Origin of the sequence: Mesorhizobium sp. M8A.F.Ca.ET.207.01.1.1, assembly GCF_004794715.1 — a bacterium.
Classification (GTDB): Bacteria; Pseudomonadota; Alphaproteobacteria; order Rhizobiales; family Rhizobiaceae; genus Mesorhizobium.
This window is the reverse complement of the sequence record NZ_SRUS01000004.1, coordinates 353,978-372,175: the sequence shown is the minus strand read 5'-3', so window position 1 is coordinate 372,175 and position 18,198 is coordinate 353,978. Positions and strand designations below refer to the sequence as shown.

The window sequence follows — 18,198 nt, the reverse complement described above, 5'->3', positions numbered from 1 at the left end:
GGCAAGTTCCGGCGACGAAAGAAGCGAGACAGGTGGACAACTCGGGGCTGCCCACCTGGCCCCCGCCGCGAATGCATGCCGCCCCAAAGGGGGCATCGGTTTTTCGGGAACCGACATGCATTGAAAGGCCCGCGGACAGAGTGGACGTTGGCGTTCGCGGCGACCAGTCGTCATATGACGGGTATCGCGTTCGAAGGCCTATTCCTCGGCGCGAAAAGCTTCCGGCACGATGAACACCTCGTCGGCGCGGCCATAGCCGCCGTCGGCGACTTCCTCCACCAGCACCATCGTGTAGGGCCGCACGCCCTCGCCGAAGAAGTCGACGAACATGGCTGTCGTGCGATGGATGAGGTCTTCCTTCTGCGCCTTGGAGAGCGCGGCCTGCGGCATCTTGATATTGGCGAATGGCATTGTCTGTTCCTTGTTTCTGGAGGTTGGCTTCAGGGTTCGGGGATGGAGCAGGTCGGCGGACAGCAGGGGCCTGCCTCCTCAGATCACGCCGCCATTGGCGCGGATGATCTGCCCGTTGACCCAGCCACTGTCCGGCCCGGCCAGGAACGACACCACGCCGGCAATGTCGCCGGGCTGGCCGAGCCTGCCGAGCGGGATCATTTTTCCGATGGCCTCGATCTGCGCCGCGCTCTTGCCGTCCGTGAACAGCGCCGTCTCGACCGGTCCGGGCGCCACCGCGTTGACGGTGATGCGGCGCGCGCCAAGCTCCTTGGCCAGGATGTGCGTCATCGCCTCGACCGCCGCCTTGGTGGCGGCATAGACGCCGTAACCCGGCTGGTAGAGGCCGACGACGCTGCTCGAGAAATTGACGATGCGGCCGCCGTCGCGCAGCCGCCGCGCGCCTTCGCGCATGCCGCGGAACACGCCGCCGAGATTGATCGCGATTTGGGTATCGAAGAAGGCGTCATCGGCCTGCGCGATCGGCGAAAGCTTCATGATGCCGGCATTGTTGACCAGGATATCGATGCCGCCGAAGGCCTTCTCGCCGGCGTCGAAAAGGCTGGCGATGCCCGTGGGATCGGCGATGTCGGCTTGCACGGCGATCGCCTTGCCGCCATTGGCTTCGATGGCGCGCACCAGCGCCTCGGCCTCCGCCTGTCCCCGTGCATAGTTGGCGACGACGGCAATGCCGTCGCGGGCAAGCCGCCGCGCGATCGCCGCGCCGATGCCCTTCGAGGCTCCGGTCACGATCGCCGCTTTGGTTTGACCCGTGCTTGTTTGGTTGGCCGTACTTGTTTGGCCGGATGTCATGGAAGTCTCTCCTTCTCGTTGGTGGGACGGATATAGGCCGCGCCAATTTCCGGATAATCAGCTATCTCTTGACATCACTATTCGGAAACTGCGAACAAAGCCCATGGATCGGTTCGACACGATGCGGCTCTTCGTCCGCGTGCTGGAGCGGCGCAGCTTCACCGCTGCCGCCGCCGATCTCGGCCTGCCCCGCTCGACCGCGACGGAAGCGATCCGGCGGCTGGAGGAGCATCTCGGCGCGCGGCTGCTGGAGCGCACGACGCGCCAGGTGAACGCCACGCAGGACGGCGAGGCCTATTATCGGCGCTGCCTGTCGATCCTGGCCGAGATCGAGGATGCCGAGGCCGCCTTCCGCAATGCCGAGCCGTTCGGCCTGCTGCGCATCGATGCCAGCACGCTGCTCACCCGCACCTTCCTGCTGCCGCGCCTGCCGGAATTCCTCGCCCGCTTTCCCCTCATCGACCTGCAGATCGGCCAGAGCGACCGGCTGGTCGACCTCGTGCGCGAGGGTGTCGACTGCGTCATCCGCGTCGGCGAACCGCCCGACAGCGGCATGATCATGCGCCGCCTTGGCATGATCCGCGAGATGACCTGCGCCAGCCCCGCCTATCTCTCTCGCCACGGCACGCCCGCCTCCCCCGACGCGCTGGACGGCCATCAGGCGATCGGCTTCGTCTCCTCGCGCACCGGCGAGGTGCTGCCCTTCGAATTCACCGTCGCCGGCAAGACCCGTGAGGTCAGGTTGCCCGGCCGCGTCGCCGCCAACAATTCCGATACCGCCGCCGACCTGGCGCGGCTCGGCCTCGGCCTCATCCAGGCGCCGCGCTATCGCTTCGAGAAGGATTTGGCCGACGGCACACTGGTCGAGGTGTTGGCCGAATACCCGCCCTCGCCGACACCGCTGTCGGCGCTCTATCCGCAGAACCGGCAGCTTTCGCCCCGCCTGCGCGTCTTCCTCGACTGGGCGGCGCGCATCTTCGCCGAGGCGAACCTGTAAAACCCGAGGCATCGATCGTTGCCCATCGGCGCCATCTGATGCCATTGTCGCCGCGACAGCGCGCCATGAGGAGATGGCGCACCGCCAGGGAGGATTCTCATGACCACGACACAAGCCGGCTTGCCGCGCTATGAGGACGCCGTTTCGGGCTTCCGCATCGAGGATGAGATCGCCAGGCTGCAAGGCGATCCGGCGACCGGCATCAACGCCTATGTCGAATGCTGCGGCCGGCACACCGGCCAGAACCGGTTGGCGCTGCGGGCGATCTCCGCCGGTGGCGAGCTCAGCGAATTCACCTTCGAGGATCTCGACGACATGTCCGGACGTGTCGGCAATCTGCTGAAGGGACTGGGCGTCGGCCCGGGCGATGTCGTTGCCGGCATGCTGCCGCGCATTCCCGAACTGGTGGCGCTGATCCTCGGCGTCTGGCGCATCGGCGCCGTCTACCAGCCGCTGTTCACCGCCTTCGGCCCGAAGGCCATCGAGCACCGCCTGGAATACAGCGCGGCCAAGGTGGTGGTGACCAATCCGGCCAATCGCGGCAAGCTCGACGAGGTCGCCAACCTTCCACGGATCGCCACCATCCTCGGTGCGGACGATGCCTTGCGTCAGGGCGACATCGATTTCCGCGCCGCCCTGGCCGCCGCTTCGCCAGCCTGCGAACCGGTGATGCGCCGGGGCCAAGACCTGTTCATGATGATGTCGACTTCCGGAACGACGGGCCTGCCCAAGGGCGTGCCGGTGCCGCTCGGCGCGTTGTTGGCCTTCGGCGCCTATATGCGCGATGCGATCGGGCTGCGGCCCGACGACATCTTCTGGAACATCGCCGATCCGGGCTGGGCTTACGGCCTCTACTACGCCATCACGGGTCCCCTGCTGCTCGGCATCGCCACCACCTTCAACGAGGGGGCCTTCACCGCCAGGACCACCTATGACGTCATCGAGCGGCTTGGCGTCACCAGCCTCGCGGGCTCGCCCACCGCCTTCCGCCTGCTGCTCGCCGAAGGCCCCGACGCCGCCGCGCGTGTGAAAGGCCGGCTGCGCGTGGTGAGCAGCGCCGGCGAGCCGCTCAACCCGGAAGTGATCCGCTGGTTCGACGCCCACCTTGATGCGCCGATCCACGACCATTACGGCCAGACCGAGAACGGCATGATGGTCAACAACCATCATGGCCTCGCGCACCCTGTCCGCGCGGGCTCCGCCGGCTTTGCCATGCCGGGCTACCGCATGGTGGTGCTGGACGAGGCCGGCAACGAGCTCGGCCCCAACCAGCCGGGCATCCTTGCCGTCGACATCGCCAATTCGCCGCTGCGCTGGTTCGGCGGCTACCACCAGGCCGAAACCCCGGCCATTTCGGGCGGCTACTACCGCACCGGCGACACGGTGGAATATGAGCCGGACGGCTCGGTCTCCTTCATCGGCCGCGCCGACGACGTCATCACCTCGTCGGGCTATCGCATCGGCCCTTTCGACGTCGAAAGTGCGCTGATCGAACACCCCGCCGTCACCGAGGCCGCGGTCGTCGGCGTGCCCGACCCGCAGCGCACCGAAATCGTCAAGGCCTTCGTCATCCTGGCGCCCGCCTACAAGGGCAGCCCGGAGCTGGCCGAGGAACTCGCCCAGCATGTCCGCAAACGCCTCTCGGCCCACGCCTATCCCCGCGAGGTGGAGTTCGTGACGGAATTGCCGAAGACGCCGAGCGGCAAGATCCAGCGGTTTTTGCTGAGGCAGGCGGAGGTGGAGAAGAGGAAGGGGTGACGGGGGGCGAGGGCGGAAGAATTGAGTCCGAATGATAGCACACGCTTTGGTGGGACATGTGAGGTCTTGAATGGGGCCGATTGCGGACAGAGTGCTTCAGTCGTCGGATCTTCAGGAGCGGACTTTTAGGTCGGTACAGATCGGCCTGAGGTAACCCAAAGGCGAGTTCGAAATCAGCGTCGATCGAAATAGAGTTGCCGGGGATGAGGTGGGGTGCGAAAATCAGCGCAAGCTTGGGCCGCGCGGCTCTTGGCAGATACCTTAGGGACCGAATTCGGTGGCCCGCTGAGAGCATGTGAAACGTAAAAATCGATGGCAAACGAAGAAACTGGGAGACCTCAAAGGCGATCAAAAGCGAAAGCCGACGCGCCTGCTGAACCGCCCCCGCCAGTCCGGAGCGCTCAGGCCCGTCCGGACGCCCCTCAGGAAACCAATGTTGAGTCTCCGACCATTTCCGTCGTCGGCATCGGCGCGTCAGCCGGCGGCATCGAGGCGCTTGGCTGCTTTTTCGATGCGATGCCGGCGGACAGCGGCTGCGCCTTCGTGGTCGTCCTGCATCTCGACCCGAAGCACGAAAGCGAGATGGCGCGCGTTCTGGCATCTCACACGACCATGCAGGTTGCGCAAGTCGTGGACGGCATGCGAATCGTTTCCGATCGGGTCTATGTGATCGCTCCCGATACCGACCTCAAAATCAGCGATGGCGGGCTGCACGTGTCCCGACCGGCAGAGGTCCGCGGCAACCGCCATCCCGTCGATGTCCTGTTCCGATCGCTTGCGTCGGACCAGCGGAAACGGGCCATCGCCATCGTTTTGTCGGGAACCGGCAGCAATGGCACCGAGGGCTTGAAGGACATCCGGGCCGAGGGCGGCATGAGCCTCATTCAAGCCCCCGAAACCGCGAAATTCGACGGTATGCCGAGGAGCGCCATAGCGGCGAATTTGGCCGACCATGTCCTTGCACCTGAACAGATGCCGGACGTGATACTTGCTTACACTCGCCATGGTTATGTCGCCGCTCCAATCGAAACCGCACCTGCCGTACTGGGCGGTGGCGAGGCGAAGATCGAGCAGGTTCTCGAAATTCTGCGCGCCCGGAGCGGATATGACTTCAGCAGCTACAAGCGCAGCACCCAGCGGCGGCGCATCTACCGCCGCTTAGGCCTGAAGAACATCGAGACGCTTAACGGGTATCTGGACGAGTTGCGGGCCAATCCCGAGGAAATCACCACGCTTGTCTCGGACCTGATGATCAACGTGACCGGATTCTTCCGCGACGCCGAGGCATGGAAAACGTTATCGGATCTGGTGATCGCTCCACTGGTCGCCGAAAGAGAGTCAGGGGCCACGATACGGATCTGGGTTCCTGCTTGTTCGACGGGCGAGGAAGCCTATTCCATTGCTATGCTGGTAATGGAGCACGCGGCTGCCGCCGGAAAGCGGTTCGATCTCAAGGTGTTTGCCACCGACGCGCAGGAAGACAACCTTCGCAAGGGCCGCGATGGCGTCTATCCGGCGGCGGCAGTGGCCGAGTTCCCGCCGGAGCGCATCCAGCACTTTTTCGAAAGACTCGATGGCAACTATCAGGTCAGCAAGGAACTTCGCGACACGATCGTCTTTGCGCAGCACAATCTGTTGCGCGATCCGCCCTTTTCCCGGCTGGATCTGGTTTCGTGCCGCAATTTCCTGATCTATCTCGAACCCGACGCACAGCAGCGTGTCATCGCACTTTGTCATTTCGCGCTGCGTCAGGGCGGACATCTGTTCCTTGGTAATGCCGAGACGGTCGGCCACCTCGACGATCTGTTTGAGAGCTGCTCGAAGAAATGGCGGATATACCGCCGCGTCGGACCGACGCGGCATGACCTCATCGACTACCGGGAGCATCGCGGACCCGTGGGACCAGATCAGACTGACAAGCCGGCGTCACCCCCGCCCGACTCGGCAGCATCGGTCGCAGAAGCTGCGCGGCGCGCCTTGCTTGAACGCTATGCTCCGGCATCCGTCCTAATCGACCGCAAGGGCCGCGCGCTCTATTTTCATGGAACGACAAGGGATTATCTGGAGCAGCCGCCCGGCGAACCGACGAGGGATTTGCTGAGCATGGTCCGCGAAGGGCTCGCTCTCAAACTTCGATCCGCAATCCGTGACGCTTCCAGGGAAAACAGAAGCGTCACAGTCAGTGCACGCACCCGCTCCAGCAAGACCGGTGCGGTCACCATGACTGTCATGCCGCTGACTGGTCGGCCTGGAGAGAGCGGCCATCTGCTCGTGAGCTTCACACCGGAGGGGCCTCAGGCCGGCGGTGGCCCGGCAGCTCCGCGGGACGAAACGGCGGAAATTGCCGCTGGTGAACGCGCGCTTCAGGAAGAACTGAAAGCGACGCGCGCCGAGCTGCGGAGCACTGTCGAGCATCTTGAAACCGCCAATGAGGAGCTGAAAGCGTCGAACGAGGAAGCGACCTCGATGAACGAGGAGCTTCAGTCCACGAACGAGGAACTGGAAACCTCCAAGGAAGAACTCCAGTCGTTCAACGAGGAACTGAACACTGTCAATAGCCAGCTTCAGCACAAGATCGGCGAGTTGGAAGCGGCCACCAATGATCTCAACAATCTGTTGGCCGGATCCGAAACCGCGACGCTGTTCCTCGATGAAAAACTGCGCATCAAATGGTTCGCTCCCGCGACCAAGGAACTCTTCGATCTTGTTTCGACCGACATTGGCCGTCCGATCGCCCACTTCGCGCGCAAGTTCGCAGACGATAACCTGATAATTGATGCCGAAACGGTGCTGAAAAAGCTTGCCCCGATCGTTGCAGAGGTGCCAAGCGACGCCGGCCGCTGGTACTCGCGGCGCATGTTGCCCTACCGTACCCGCGACAATCGGATTGCAGGGGTGGTGGTCACTTTCAGCGATATCACCGAGCGCAAGCAGAGCGAAGACGAGACCATGCGAAGCGAAAAGCGCCTTCGCGATCTTATCGAAGCTCTCCCGAACGCGGTCTACACAACCGACGCCTCGGGTCGGCTCACTTTTTACAACCCGGCCGCCGTCGAACTCTGGGGCCGCGAGCCGAAACTTGGTTCGGATCGATGGAACGGCTCCTGGCGACTATATAGGCCGGATGGAGAGTTGCTGCCGCACGATGAATCCCCCTTGGCGATAGCCCTGAAAGAAAAGCGGCAAGTAAAGGGGGGAGCGGAGGCGGTGTGCGAGAGGCCGGATGGTACTCGTGTACCCTACATTTCCTATCCAACCCTGCTTCGCGATGCCACTGGCGAAGTCACCGGCGCGGTAAACATGTTGGTGGACATCACCGAGCGCAAGCGGGCCGAGGCGCTTGCGGAGCGGCTCGCGGCGATCGTTCAATCCTCCGATGACGCCATCATAGGCAAAAACCTCAAGGGTATGATAACGAGCTGGAACAAGGGCGCTGAACGCCTGTTCGGCTACTCGCCTGACGAAATCGTGGGCAAATCCATCATGACCTTGGTCCCCTCCAATCGCCACGGCGAAGAGGCGAATATTCTGGACCGCTTTGGCCGAGGAGAGCACATCGAGCACTTTGAAACCATCCGTCGGCGCAAGGATGACAGCCTGGTCTGGGTATCCTTGACGATTTCACCGCTTGAAGATGATCAAGGCAAGGTCATCGGAGCATCGACGATCGCACGCGACATGACCGAGCGGCGGCGCGCCGACGAACATCGGAAGATCCTGATCGGTGAACTTAATCACCGGGTCAAGAACACGCTGGCGGTCGTCCAGTCCATCGCCTCCCAGACCTTGAGTAATGCCTTGACCATGGAAGAGGCGCGAGAAGCATTCGGGTCCCGGCTGATCAATCTGGCAAAGGCACACGACGTACTCACTCGCGAAAGCTGGACCAGTGCGAAACTGGATGAGATTGTCGCCGATACCGTCAAACCTCATTCCGGGAATGGAACCCGGTTCCGGATTGAAGGTCCGGACATCCAGCTTACACCGAGTGCGGCGCTTGCGATTTCAATGGCGTTGCACGAGTTATCCACCAACGCGGCAAAATACGGCGCGCTTTCTACCCAGGACGGGCATGTCACGATCATCTGGCGCCTTGAAGGAGAAGGTCAGGACCGTCGCTTGACCTTGCGTTGGGAAGAAAGCGGCGGCCCGCCGGCAAGCACGCCGAAGCGAAAGGGCTTCGGCTCGCGCCTGATCGAGAAGGCTCTCGCTGCGGAACTGCACGGTAATGTGAACGTTGCGTATAAGTCCTCCGGCGTTGTTTGCATCATAGATGCGCCCATGCCCGCAGGACGGGAGTTCTTGGGTGGCAATAGTGGCGACGCGTCCAGCAAGCAAGATTCTGATCGTAGGGGATGAGTTCCTTATTGCCTTGCATCTGGCGGATTTGCTGGTGGAAATGGGGTACCGGATTGCAGGTCCGGTCGATAACCTGGACGAGGCGATTGTCTTTGCGCGCGATGAGGAGATCGATTTCGCGATCCTTGATATAAACTTGGCCGGCACGCGATCGTTTCCGGTCGCCGACGTTCTGAAGCAGCGCGGCATTCCGTTCCTGTTTGTGAGTGGATACGGGAGCGATGGTCTAGTGGACGGCTATCGCCACATAACCACTTTGGCCAAGCCTTACGCTCCGCAGGAGTTGGAGCGGGCAATTGCGGCGAGCTTTGCCACGTCTAGCCGCTGATCCGAGACGAGCGCCCCGACATTGCACCGAAGGTTTCCGGCATGAGCCAGTCTTGCTCGACGAGAACGCGAAGCTTGTAGGCCCGATCCAGCGCCTGCTTGCTAGCAGCTTCCCAGGGTCCAGCGGCGTCAGGTTCCTGCAAGCGTGCTTGCTCGGCCATTTCCAGACAAAATTCAGCCCGCTCGTTTAGAATTCTCACTGCGGCCCTCATAACCCGCTCCATCTCGTCGAATTGGGCAGAGGCCAGGACCTCCCCGGTGTAGCTGTGACCTATATGGCAGTCGAACTTGATGATCGTACCATTCTGGGATTTAAGGAGCGCGCCACCGCATTCCGGGCAGGTCAGCGCCAGCGGGCGATCGAATTTTTCGCCGTCGATGGTCGGAGAAACCCCCTCGGCCTCAGGTTGAGAAGACTTGTTCGGCATAGCCGCTTCCTTTCCTGCCTTTCCGTTGACCAGTTCAACAAGCAATCCGGGCATGCGGGAGAGCGCCACGCGGTAGTCCAGCGCCACGTGAGCGGCAGCACTGCCCGGCATTTCCGGATACGCCGCATCGTCGGGATCCTGGACAATCGCAATGCCGCCGCGGCGCTTTATTTCCCCGAGTCCCAGCGATCCGTCATTCAGATAGCCGGTCAGGACCACGCCGATCGCATTTGGACCATAGGCCTCGGCCACGCTACGAAACAAGGGGTCGATCGCCGGGCGCGCCCAGTTCTCCTTCGGGGTTCTCAACAGACGCAGCCTGCCATGTGAGACTATCATGTGGTGATCGGGCGGCGCGACATAGATTTGGCCGGACGAGATCTGTTCGTAGTTGGTGGCATGTTTTGCCGGCATAGGTCCGGCGGCATTCAATATCGCGGGTAGTTCGCTTCGATGGGCGCCGATATGCAACACGATCAGAATCGAGGCTGGAAACGCTTCCGGCAGCTTGGCAACGAGATCGCGCAACGCATCGACCCCGCCCGCCGAGGCGCCGATCGCGATCACTGTGGAGCGTGCCATGACGATTCTGAAGTCCGTTCGTCGAATCTAACGTCCAAACGCGAGTAAGGTTCTACGCGGCTCAGGATTCAGAGAGAAAATGGCGTTTTCTTTTGCTTAGGGCAAACTCGCCAATTCCCTGAGCATAAGCGATGTCCGCTTCTGGCGTTCGGACGCGAGCGTGGGAACGTCATGGTCGAGGCGCAAAGCAGACGTCTAGCTTGGTCGGCGCAGGCACGGAGAACTCGTTGTGCTCCAGATAGCCCACCCCCCTCACCCCACGATCTGCAGCGTCCCCTGGCGCCGCACCTCGGCCTCGATCTCCCGCACCAGCGTCTCCAGTGCCGGATTGCGGGCGTTGCGGGCGCGGCGGATGACGTAGGCTAGACCCGGCGGCTTGGGGAACGTTTTGTCGACAATCTCCATGCCGGGTTGCAGATGCCGCTGGCTGAGCAGCGCGACGCCGAGCCCGGAGGTCACGCCGGCGATGATGCCGGCCGCACTCGAGCATTCGAACACAATCTCGAACAGCGTTCCCTCGTCCTGGCCGAGATCGAGGCCCCAACGGCGATAGAAGCAGTTGTCGTCGAATGACAGGAACGGCACCGGGTCCCCCTTCGCCAGGACCAGCTCCGGCGACTTCACCCAATGCAGGCTCTCGCGGAAGAGCAGGATGTCGGTCGGGCGGACCTCGTGCTGGAACACCTGGATGATGGCCGCGTCGAGCGCCCCCTCGCGCAGCAGCTTCTGCAAGGCCAGGCTCATGCGCACCTGCGTGCGCACGCTCACCTCGGGGTAGAGCCGGCGAAACCGGCCAAGAATGCGCGAAAGGTCGGTGCAGGTCGTATCCTCGGTCATCCCCAACGCGATCTTGCCTTGCAGCGTGCTCTTCGACAGGCTGAGGATCGCCTCGTCATGGATGCCCAGGATGCGCCGCGCGTAGCCCAAGAGATCCTGCCCTGAACTGGTGAACATCGGCGCGTTGGCCTTGCGGCTTAGGATTTCGCAGTCGAGGCTCGCTTCCAGTCGCCTGATCTTGTGGCTGACGGCCGACTGCGACAGGCCCAGCATCTCGGCCGCCCGGGTGACGCCGCCATGTTTCTCGATCGCCACCATCGCCCGCAAGGCATCGACATCCAGGCGGCGGCTCATCACTCCAGCCATGACAATCCTCGTTCGAAACGAAAGTGGGCGCTTCAGTTCCTGGAGCGGAACCGGTTCTCAGGCAAATGGATATGCCAGATTTCGTGGCTATTTCATGGATTCATCGAAATTTGTCATGTGCAAAGGCGGATGCGCGCCGCCATAAGTCGGCACCTGGGATTGGCAGTGATCCGCTTGGCGCCCGCCGGCGCCGCCTCGACGAAGAGACCGCATGACGCCTAAACCTCTGTCCCATCGCCTGGCCTGGCCGCTTCTGGCGGCGGCCCTGGTCGTCAGCTGGAGTTCCGGCTTTGTCGGCATCCGCTACGCCAGCGAGAGCGCCGATGTCATGCTGGTCCTGTTCTGGCGGACCTTGATGTCGGGGCTGGTCCTTCTGCCCTTCGCGCTCATGGTCGGGCCGCGCATCGGCGCAGGCGCCCTGATGCGGCAGATGGCGTTTGGCGTGGCGATGATGTTCCTCTATCTCGGCGGCTTCGCGCTTGCCATCGGCCAGCGCGTGCCGACCGGACTTGTCGCGCTGATCTCGGACCTCGTCCCCCTCGCCATCGCGGCTCTGTCGCAGCCCGTTCTGGGCCATCGGCTGACATCGAGGCAATGGACCGGAACGGCGCTCGGGGTGGCCGGCGTGCTGATCGTGTCGCTGAACAGCCTCAGCCTCGGGACAGCGCCGGCCTGGGCGTACATGGTCACCATCGCTTCCATGATGGTCTTTGCCCTGGCGACCGTGCTGCAGAAACAGATGGGCACCATCAACATGCCCATCCACCAGAGCCTGTGCATCCAATGCCTGACGGCGGCGATCTTCTTTGCCGCCTGCGCCGGATGGAATGGCGGACTGATGCCGCCGCTTGATGGCCGTTTCGAGTTCGGCATCGCCTGGCTGGTGCTGTTTTCGACCTTCTTCTGCTACGGCGTCTACTATGCGAACCTGCGCCTCCATAGCGCCGCGCAGGTCAGCAGCGTCATCTATCTCAGCCCGCCGGTGACGATGCTTTGGGCCTGGCTGCTCTTCGGCGAGCCGCTTTCATTGGCGATGGTCCTCGGCCTTGCGGTTACCCTGTTCGGCGTCTGGCTGACGTCGTCACGCGGCACGGTATCGAAGACCGGTCCGCGCCCGGTCGGGCAGCCCGTCGGACAATCGGCCGATTGATCGCGATCCATGCCAACGCCAACCACCCACCCAAGGGAGTGAACCCCATGAAGCTGACTGATTTCAAGGCCCTGACCTTCGACTGCTACGGCACACTCATAGATTGGGAATCCGGCATGATCGAAGCCCTGAAGCCGCTGACCCGGCGGGTTGGCGGCGCCTTGAGCCGCGACGATATCCTGCAGGCGCATGCAAGACACGAATCCAGCCAGCAGAACTGGACGCCGCAAAAGCGCTACAGCGACCTTTTGGCTGTCGTCTACAAGCGGCTCGCCGAGGAATGGGGCGTCGTGGCCACGCCGGAGGAATGCATCGCCTATGGCCAAAGCGTGAAGGATTGGCCGGCCTTTGCCGACGCCGCCGCCGCCCTGCAATACCTCAAGCAGCACTACAAGCTCGCCATCCTCTCCAACGTCGACAATACGAGCTTCTCCTTCAGCAACAGGAAACTCGGCGTCGATTTCGACGCGGTCTACACGGCGGAGGATATCGGTTCCTACAAGCCGTCGCCCCGGAATTTCGACTATATGCTGGAAAAGCTGGCGACGCTCGGGATCAGCGACAAGGAGGTCCTGCACACGGCCGAAAGCCTGTTCCATGACCATGCCGTGACCAATGGCCTCGGCCTAAAATCGTGCTGGATCCAGCGCCGGCACGCCGATCAGGGTTTTGGCGCCACCATGCATCCCGGCGACATGCCGAAGGTGGATTTCCGCTTCGACAGCATGGCCGACCTGGCGAAGGCGCATAGGGAAGAATTGCGCGCCTGATAGCCATCCACGGCGGGAGTGAGAACGCGCCGGACGTCTTCAGTTCTTTTTATGGGGGATGCCGCCGCGCTCGAGCGACTTCTCGGCCAAGGCGCCGGAACCCCACAAGGCGCGGCCGAGCAAGCCCCTGCGCTTGCGTGGGAGGAGATCGATATCGCTGACGAGCTTGGCGCCGCCCTTGCGCCGCTCGAGCGTGATCTTGCGGCTGTGGAAGGCCTCCAGCTCGGCGCGGTGCGCGACGCTCACGATGGTGACATCGGGCAATTCGCGGATGATGGTTTCCATCATCTTGTCCTGGCTCTTCTCGTCGAGTGCCGCCGTCGCCTCGTCCAGCACGATGATGTCGGGCGCGTGCAGGAGGAGCCGCGCGAAGGCCAGCCTCTGCTTCTCGCCGCCCGACAGGGTCTGGTCCCATGGCGCGTCTTCGTCGATCTTGTCGCCGAGATGACCGAGCCCGACCTTGTCGAGGGCGGCCTTGATCTGCGGAACCGTCCAGTCGTCGGCAGCACCTGGATAGGCCGCTGCCCGGCGCAGCGTGCCCGAGGGAATGTAGGGACGCTGCGGCAGCATGAACATGCGTTTGCCCGGATGGAAATCGACGCTGCCGCCGCCCCACGGCCACAGGCCCGCTATCGCCCGCACCAGCGTGCTCTTGCCAGAGCCGGATTCGCCGGCCACCAGCAGTCGCTCGCCCGGCTGGATCACGACCTCGGTTTCCTTGACCACGGCGGTGCCGTCATCGAGCGACACCGAGAGATTGTTGAGGCTCAGCATCGTGTCGTCCTTGGTCTCGCCGCGATTGATGCGCCCAAGCGCGTCGCTCTCTTCCGCGCGTTCGAGTCCGTCGAGCGACATCATCAGCGAGGCGATGCGCCGTGCCGAGGCGTTCCAGTCGGCAAGACGCGGGTAGTTGTCGACCAGCCATCCGAACGCGCCCTGCACGATGGCAAAGGCGGACGCCGCCTGCATCACCTGGCCAAGCGACATCGAGCCGTCGAGGAATTTTGGCGCGCACAACAGCACCGGCACAACCGGCGCGAACAGGCTCGACCCCTGCGAGACCAGCGCCGTGCGCATGTGCTGGCCGGCAAGCATCGCCCACCGCTTCAGCACGCCGGCGAAGGTCCTGTCGATGCCGCTGCGCTCCTCCTCCTCGCCGCCGAGCAAGGCGATGCTCTCGCCGTTTTCGCGCACGCGCGTCAGCGTGTAGCGAAATTCCGCTTCCGCCTGGTTCTTCTGCTCGGAGAGCTCGACGAAATGCCGGCCGATGACCACCATCGAGGTGGAGGTGATCGCTGCATAGATGACCGCGGTGATGACGAGGAAGCCTGGAATGGTGACGGTCGACCCGCCGATCGGCAGCGTCAGCGCGCCGCCGATGGTCCACAGCACGACGATGAAGGTCGAGGCGGCAAGGAAGGCGTTGATGACGCCGGAGATGAAATCCACCGGCGATTCGGTGGCGATCCGCAGATCCTCGGCAATGCGCGCTTCCGGGTTCTGGTGATCGCCGCCGACGAGATTGAGCTGGTAGTAGCGGCCATTGGTGAGCCAGCGGCCGATGACCGATGTGGTGAGCCAGGAGCGCCAGCGGCGCTGGATCGTCATGCGCAGATAGACCTGCGCGACGACGAGGCTGACGCTTCCAAGCACCAGCGGCACGAACACGGCGCTCAGGAAATAGACGGTCGGGGCATTGCGCTGTTCGATGGCGTCGAAGATCGATCGGTTCCAGACATTGATGCCGTACTGGAAGCCGACATTGACGCAGATCAGGATCAGGAGCCCGATCGTGCACGGCCAGGCGAGCTTGTCGCCGCGCCGGCTCCAATAGCCGCGCGCGCTGATCCAGAACCGCTTCAGCAGGTATTTCTTGCGCGCCTGCTCGGCCTGTTCGGGGCTCAGTTGCGGATCAGGTTCCACCGCCTCCGGCGGCGGTGCGGCCTCGCCGACGACCTCGGAAGCGGCCTCGACATCGGATGCCTCCCGCTGGCGGGGCTTCCTGGCACCGTTTGGTTTGGCGCCGCCGACCGGCTTCGGTTTGGATTTGATGTCTGCCACAACGGCCATAACGGCCTGGATATCGGAAGGTTTCATCGTCTTCCTGATATGGCGGTTGGCGGCGGTGCCAAACCTGTTCCGGCGCCCGCGATATCGGCAACGCCTCGCCATGACTTCACCGCCGCACAATCGCCACCAAGCCACGCGAAGAGCTTGTAAAAACGGAGGTTCCACGATGCGTCTGGTCTGGACTTTGGTGTTGGCGCTGGCGAGCGGTGCGGCCCATGCGGCTTCGCCGGAGGACGACTACATCGCCGCGCGCGACAAGGCGATATCGGCCATCGCCGCGATGGAAAGCGCGAATACCCCGGTTGAAACGCTCGACGCGGCCAATGACAAGGCCCGCGCCGATCTCGAACAGCGCCTTTCCACGCTTCTGGGACCTTTCACGGTCAAGGGTTTTCCGGCGGCCGGCACGATCAACATCGAAAGCCTCAGTTCCTCCGATGTCGGATTCGGCATGCTGGACGGGCTGCGCCACGGCACCGAGGACGGCCCCAGCATCGTGGCGTCGACACGCGGGCTGGTCGAGCGCTGGCTGCAGTCGCGCGCCGCCGAGACCGACGCCGATCTCAAACTGCCCACCAACTTCGACGCGGCGCTGAAGCTCGATGCCTTCTACACCCAGGCCATCGGCAGCGACGCCGCTTTCACCGGCACGCTCGACTTCAAGCTGAAGACGCCCGATGGCGCCGACATGGCGATCGCCCGCCTCGGCGGCTGGGCGCAGGATGTCGGGCCGAACTACGACCAGGAGGTCGTCGTCACGCTCGTCAAGGGCAACAGCGTCATGATCGCCGAGGCGCCGGCGACACCTCCCGTCCCGAAGATCGTGGCCTGCGACGCGGTCTGGACCGCCGCCGATGCCGCCGCCCAGAAGCTGGTCAAGCAGGCCACCGGCGACAGCGACGAAAACACATCCGATGCCGCCGACGCCGCCTGGGCAAAAGGCGACAGCGACTTCCGCGCCTGCATGGGCAAGAGCCTGCCTGACAACCCCGTCTTCCCCGCGCTGCTTGCCCAGGCGCAAGCGCTTGCCGACCATATGGCGGGGAAGTAGGGCGCGGCACCGAAGCTGCCAATCTCCCCCCTTGTGGGGGAGATGGCCGGCAGGCCAGAGGGGGGCGCTGTCCCGCCGACGTCTCAGTGGATCACTTTTGCCTTTGGAGGGGCGCGCACCGCGTAGCCCAGCAAATAAGCAAGGCCGAGTTCCTTCGCGCCCCCCTCTGCCCTGCCGGGCATCTCCCCCACGAGGGGGGAGATTGGCAGTTTCGCCGCCGGCGCCGATTCCGCCCTTGCCGCCGGCGCACCCCATCACAATATTGTCGTCGCGCTGGCCTTGCTGAACTCAGTTGCCAGAGCCGCCAAAAATGGTTGAAAGGAAGTCTCGCTCGCGCTCCGGCGCGGCGGGTGGTTGAACAGTGTGGGAAACTCGCAATGACGACAGGCACGAAAGCGACGGAAACCAAGGCATTCGAGGCGGATGTTTCGCGGCTGCTGCACATGATGGTGCACTCGGTCTATTCCGATAAGGACGTCTTCCTACGCGAACTGATTTCCAACGCCGCCGATGCCTGCGAGAAGCTGCGCTTCGAGGCCGTCAGTCATCCGGAATTGCTGGCCGATGACCCCAAGCCGCGCATCTCGATTTCAGCCGATCCCGACAGCAAGGAGATCACCGTCGAGGACAACGGCATCGGCATGAGCCGCGACGACATGACGGAGGCGCTGGGCACGATCGCGCGCTCGGGCACGCGCGCCTTCATCGAGCGCGTCGGCACCGACAATGCCAGCGAAGACACGCAACTCATCGGCCAGTTCGGCGTCGGCTTCTACTCCGCCTTCATGGTGGCGACCCGCGTTGACGTCATCAGCCGCCTGGCGGGAAGCGACGAGGCCTGGCGCTGGTCGTCCGACGGCAAAGGTTCCTACGAGATCGCGCCCGCCCCGCTCGAAGCCGCTCCCAGGCGCGGCACCCGCGTCGTGTTGCATCTGATGGACGACGCTGTGCCCTACACCGGCTCCTACCGGCTCGAGCAGCTAGCCAAGTCGCAGTCGGGCCACGTGCCCGTGCCGATCACGCTCGTCGAGAAACCCGGTGCCGAGGCGCGCGACATCGCCGATGGCACGGCCCTTTGGGTGAGGCCGAAAAGCGAGATCAAGCCCGAGGAATATACCGATTTCTACCGTAGCCTCGCCGGCCAGTATGACGAGCCGGCCGCAACCATCCATTTCCGCGCCGAGGGCAGGCAGGAATACTCAGTGCTCGCCTTCGTGCCCAGCTCGCGTCCCTTCGACCTCTTCGACCAGGACCGCAAGGGCCGCATCAAGCTCTATGTGCGCCGCGTCTTCATCACCGACGATGCCGATTTGTTGCCGCGCTATCTGCGCTTCATGCGCGGGCTGGTCGATTCCGCCGACCTGCCGCTCAATGTCTCGCGCGAGATGATCCAGGAAAGCCCTTTGCTGGCCGCGATCCGCAAGGGCCTGACCAACCGCGTGCTCGGCGATCTTTCGAAGCTGGCCGAGAACGAGCCCGAGGCCTATGCGAAAATCTGGGAGAACTTCGGCGTCGTCCTCAAGGAAGGGCTCTACGAGGACCATGAGCGGCGCGAGCAGCTCTTGAAGCTCGCCCGCTTCCACTCGACGGCCTCGGGCGAAGGCTGGCGCGGCCTTGCCGACTATGCCAGCGCGATGAAGGAAGGCCAGAAGGCGATCTTCTTCATGGCCGGCGACGACCGCGCCCGCCTCGAAGCCTCGCCGCAGCTCGAAGGTTTCAAGGCGCGCGGCATCGAGGTGCTGCTGCTCACCGACCCGGTCGACAGTTTCTGGACGTCGATGGCGCCGGAATTCGACGGCAAGCCGTTCAAGTCGGTGACGCAGGGCGTGGCCGAACTTTCCGACATTCCCTTGCTCGACGAGGCGAAGAGGCCGGACACGGCGGCTACGCCCGAAGTCGACGGCTTCCTCGCCTTCGTCAAGGCAGCGCTTGGCGAAGCCGTGTCGGACGTCAAGCCTTCCGACCGCCTGACCGAAAGCGCGGTCTGCCTGGTAGCGCCCGAACATGGACCGGATCGGCAGTTCGAGCGGCTGCTCAACGCCGCCGGACGCCTCGACAAGACGGCCAAGCCGATCCTCGAGATCAACCCCCGCCACGAGCGCGTCCGGGCGCTCGCCAGCCTCGGCGACGACGAGCAGGCCTTCAAGGACGATGCCGCCCACCTGCTCTACGACGAGGCGCGCGTGCTCGACGGCGACAAGCCGGCCGACGCCAGGGCGTTTTCCGAGCGCCTTGCCCGCCTGATTGCGCGCGGTATCTCGAAGGCCTGAGGCGCGCCGACCAAGCCTCCTCGACGTGTT

At 63.6% G+C, this 18,198-nt stretch carries 13 protein-coding genes; 8 read left to right on the top strand and 5 right to left on the bottom strand.

From position 1 onward, the window contains the following. Positions 1-198: 198 nt before the first annotated feature. On the bottom strand, positions 199-411 hold the full coding sequence (locus tag EN850_RS14140; protein WP_127277455.1) for a 4-oxalocrotonate tautomerase family protein: 213 nt from the start codon (positions 409-411) through the stop codon (positions 199-201). A 78-nt stretch (positions 412-489) separates the two neighbouring features. Then, complete coding sequence (locus tag EN850_RS14135; RefSeq protein WP_136091557.1) at positions 490-1,263, bottom strand: SDR family oxidoreductase; 774 nt, start codon at positions 1,261-1,263, stop codon at positions 490-492. 103 nt (positions 1,264-1,366) lie between these two features. On the opposite strand from EN850_RS14135, the gene EN850_RS14130 reads away from it, so the two are divergent. From EN850_RS14130 to EN850_RS14115, 4 genes are all read left to right on the top strand, one after another. Then, entirely contained in the window at positions 1,367-2,260 is an 894-nt protein-coding gene (locus EN850_RS14130) for a LysR family transcriptional regulator (protein ID WP_136091556.1), read from the top strand. A 99-nt stretch (positions 2,261-2,359) separates the two neighbouring features. Then, complete coding sequence (locus tag EN850_RS14125; protein ID WP_136091555.1) at positions 2,360-4,018, top strand: acyl-CoA synthetase; 1,659 nt, start codon at positions 2,360-2,362, stop codon at positions 4,016-4,018. 312 nt (positions 4,019-4,330) lie between these two features. Beyond that, positions 4,331-8,377: a chemotaxis protein CheB gene (locus tag EN850_RS14120; protein WP_136091554.1), complete on the top strand. Its 4,047-nt coding sequence runs from the start codon at positions 4,331-4,333 to the stop codon at positions 8,375-8,377. Continuing rightward, positions 8,325-8,705: a response regulator gene (locus EN850_RS14115; protein WP_246689204.1), complete on the top strand. Its 381-nt coding sequence runs from the start codon at positions 8,325-8,327 to the stop codon at positions 8,703-8,705. The genes EN850_RS14120 and EN850_RS14115 overlap by 53 nt, the downstream gene beginning before the upstream one ends. Here EN850_RS14115 and EN850_RS14110 read toward each other — a convergent pair. Together EN850_RS14110 and EN850_RS14105 are read right to left on the bottom strand one after the other, a co-directional pair. Beyond that, complete coding sequence (locus tag EN850_RS14110) at positions 8,695-9,714, bottom strand: chemotaxis protein CheB (RefSeq protein WP_136091553.1); 1,020 nt, start codon at positions 9,712-9,714, stop codon at positions 8,695-8,697. The two genes, EN850_RS14115 and EN850_RS14110, sit on opposite strands and share 11 nt — an antisense overlap. A 252-nt stretch (positions 9,715-9,966) precedes the next feature. After that, positions 9,967-10,857: a LysR family transcriptional regulator gene (locus tag EN850_RS14105; protein WP_136091552.1), complete on the bottom strand. Its 891-nt coding sequence runs from the start codon at positions 10,855-10,857 to the stop codon at positions 9,967-9,969. A gap of 211 nt (positions 10,858-11,068) precedes the next feature. Here EN850_RS14105 and EN850_RS14100 point away from each other — a divergent pair, with 211 nt between their 5' ends. Both EN850_RS14100 and EN850_RS14095 read left to right on the top strand, forming a co-directional pair. Further along, the gene (locus tag EN850_RS14100; RefSeq protein ID WP_136091551.1) at positions 11,069-12,007 is read left to right on the top strand and encodes a DMT family transporter; all 939 of its coding nucleotides are present in this window, start codon (positions 11,069-11,071) and stop codon (positions 12,005-12,007) included. A gap of 47 nt (positions 12,008-12,054) precedes the next feature. After that, positions 12,055-12,777, top strand: coding sequence for a haloacid dehalogenase type II (locus tag EN850_RS14095; protein ID WP_136091550.1), 723 nt, complete (start codon positions 12,055-12,057; stop codon positions 12,775-12,777). A gap of 39 nt (positions 12,778-12,816) precedes the next feature. On the opposite strand, the gene EN850_RS14090 is transcribed toward EN850_RS14095, so the two are convergent. After that, entirely contained in the window at positions 12,817-14,838 is a 2,022-nt protein-coding gene (locus EN850_RS14090; protein WP_136091704.1) for an ABC transporter ATP-binding protein/permease, read from the bottom strand. 175 nt (positions 14,839-15,013) lie between these two features. On the opposite strand from EN850_RS14090, the gene EN850_RS14085 reads away from it, so the two are divergent. After that, a complete protein-coding gene (locus tag EN850_RS14085; protein WP_135930704.1) occupies positions 15,014-15,898 on the top strand; it encodes a hypothetical protein in 885 nt (294 codons plus the stop codon). A 377-nt stretch (positions 15,899-16,275) separates the two neighbouring features. Beyond that, positions 16,276-18,168 (top strand): molecular chaperone HtpG, encoded by a 1,893-nt coding sequence (gene htpG / locus EN850_RS14075; protein WP_136091549.1) that lies wholly within the window; start codon positions 16,276-16,278, stop codon positions 18,166-18,168. The last annotated feature ends 30 nt before the right edge of the window (positions 18,169-18,198 follow it).

What these genes read in the sequence shown, in the direction of transcription:
- EN850_RS14095 (WP_136091550.1), top strand. Translation starts at nt 12,055, where the DNA reads ATGAAGCTGACTGATTTCAAGGCCCTGACCTTCGACTGCTACGGCACA.
- EN850_RS14130 (WP_136091556.1), top strand. Translation starts at nt 1,367, where the DNA reads ATGGATCGGTTCGACACGATGCGGCTCTTCGTCCGCGTGCTGGAGCGG.
- EN850_RS14120 (WP_136091554.1), top strand. Translation starts at nt 4,331, where the DNA reads ATGGCAAACGAAGAAACTGGGAGACCTCAAAGGCGATCAAAAGCGAAA.
- EN850_RS14140 (WP_127277455.1), bottom strand. Translation starts at nt 411, where the DNA reads ATGCCATTCGCCAATATCAAGATGCCGCAGGCCGCGCTCTCCAAGGCG.
- EN850_RS14110 (WP_136091553.1), bottom strand. Translation starts at nt 9,714, where the DNA reads ATGGCACGCTCCACAGTGATCGCGATCGGCGCCTCGGCGGGCGGGGTC.
- htpG (WP_136091549.1), top strand. Translation starts at nt 16,276, where the DNA reads ATGACGACAGGCACGAAAGCGACGGAAACCAAGGCATTCGAGGCGGAT.
- EN850_RS14135 (WP_136091557.1), bottom strand. Translation starts at nt 1,263, where the DNA reads ATGACATCCGGCCAAACAAGTACGGCCAACCAAACAAGCACGGGTCAA.
- EN850_RS14125 (WP_136091555.1), top strand. Translation starts at nt 2,360, where the DNA reads ATGACCACGACACAAGCCGGCTTGCCGCGCTATGAGGACGCCGTTTCG.
- EN850_RS14105 (WP_136091552.1), bottom strand. Translation starts at nt 10,857, where the DNA reads ATGGCTGGAGTGATGAGCCGCCGCCTGGATGTCGATGCCTTGCGGGCG.
- EN850_RS14100 (WP_136091551.1), top strand. Translation starts at nt 11,069, where the DNA reads ATGACGCCTAAACCTCTGTCCCATCGCCTGGCCTGGCCGCTTCTGGCG.
- EN850_RS14085 (WP_135930704.1), top strand. Translation starts at nt 15,014, where the DNA reads ATGCGTCTGGTCTGGACTTTGGTGTTGGCGCTGGCGAGCGGTGCGGCC.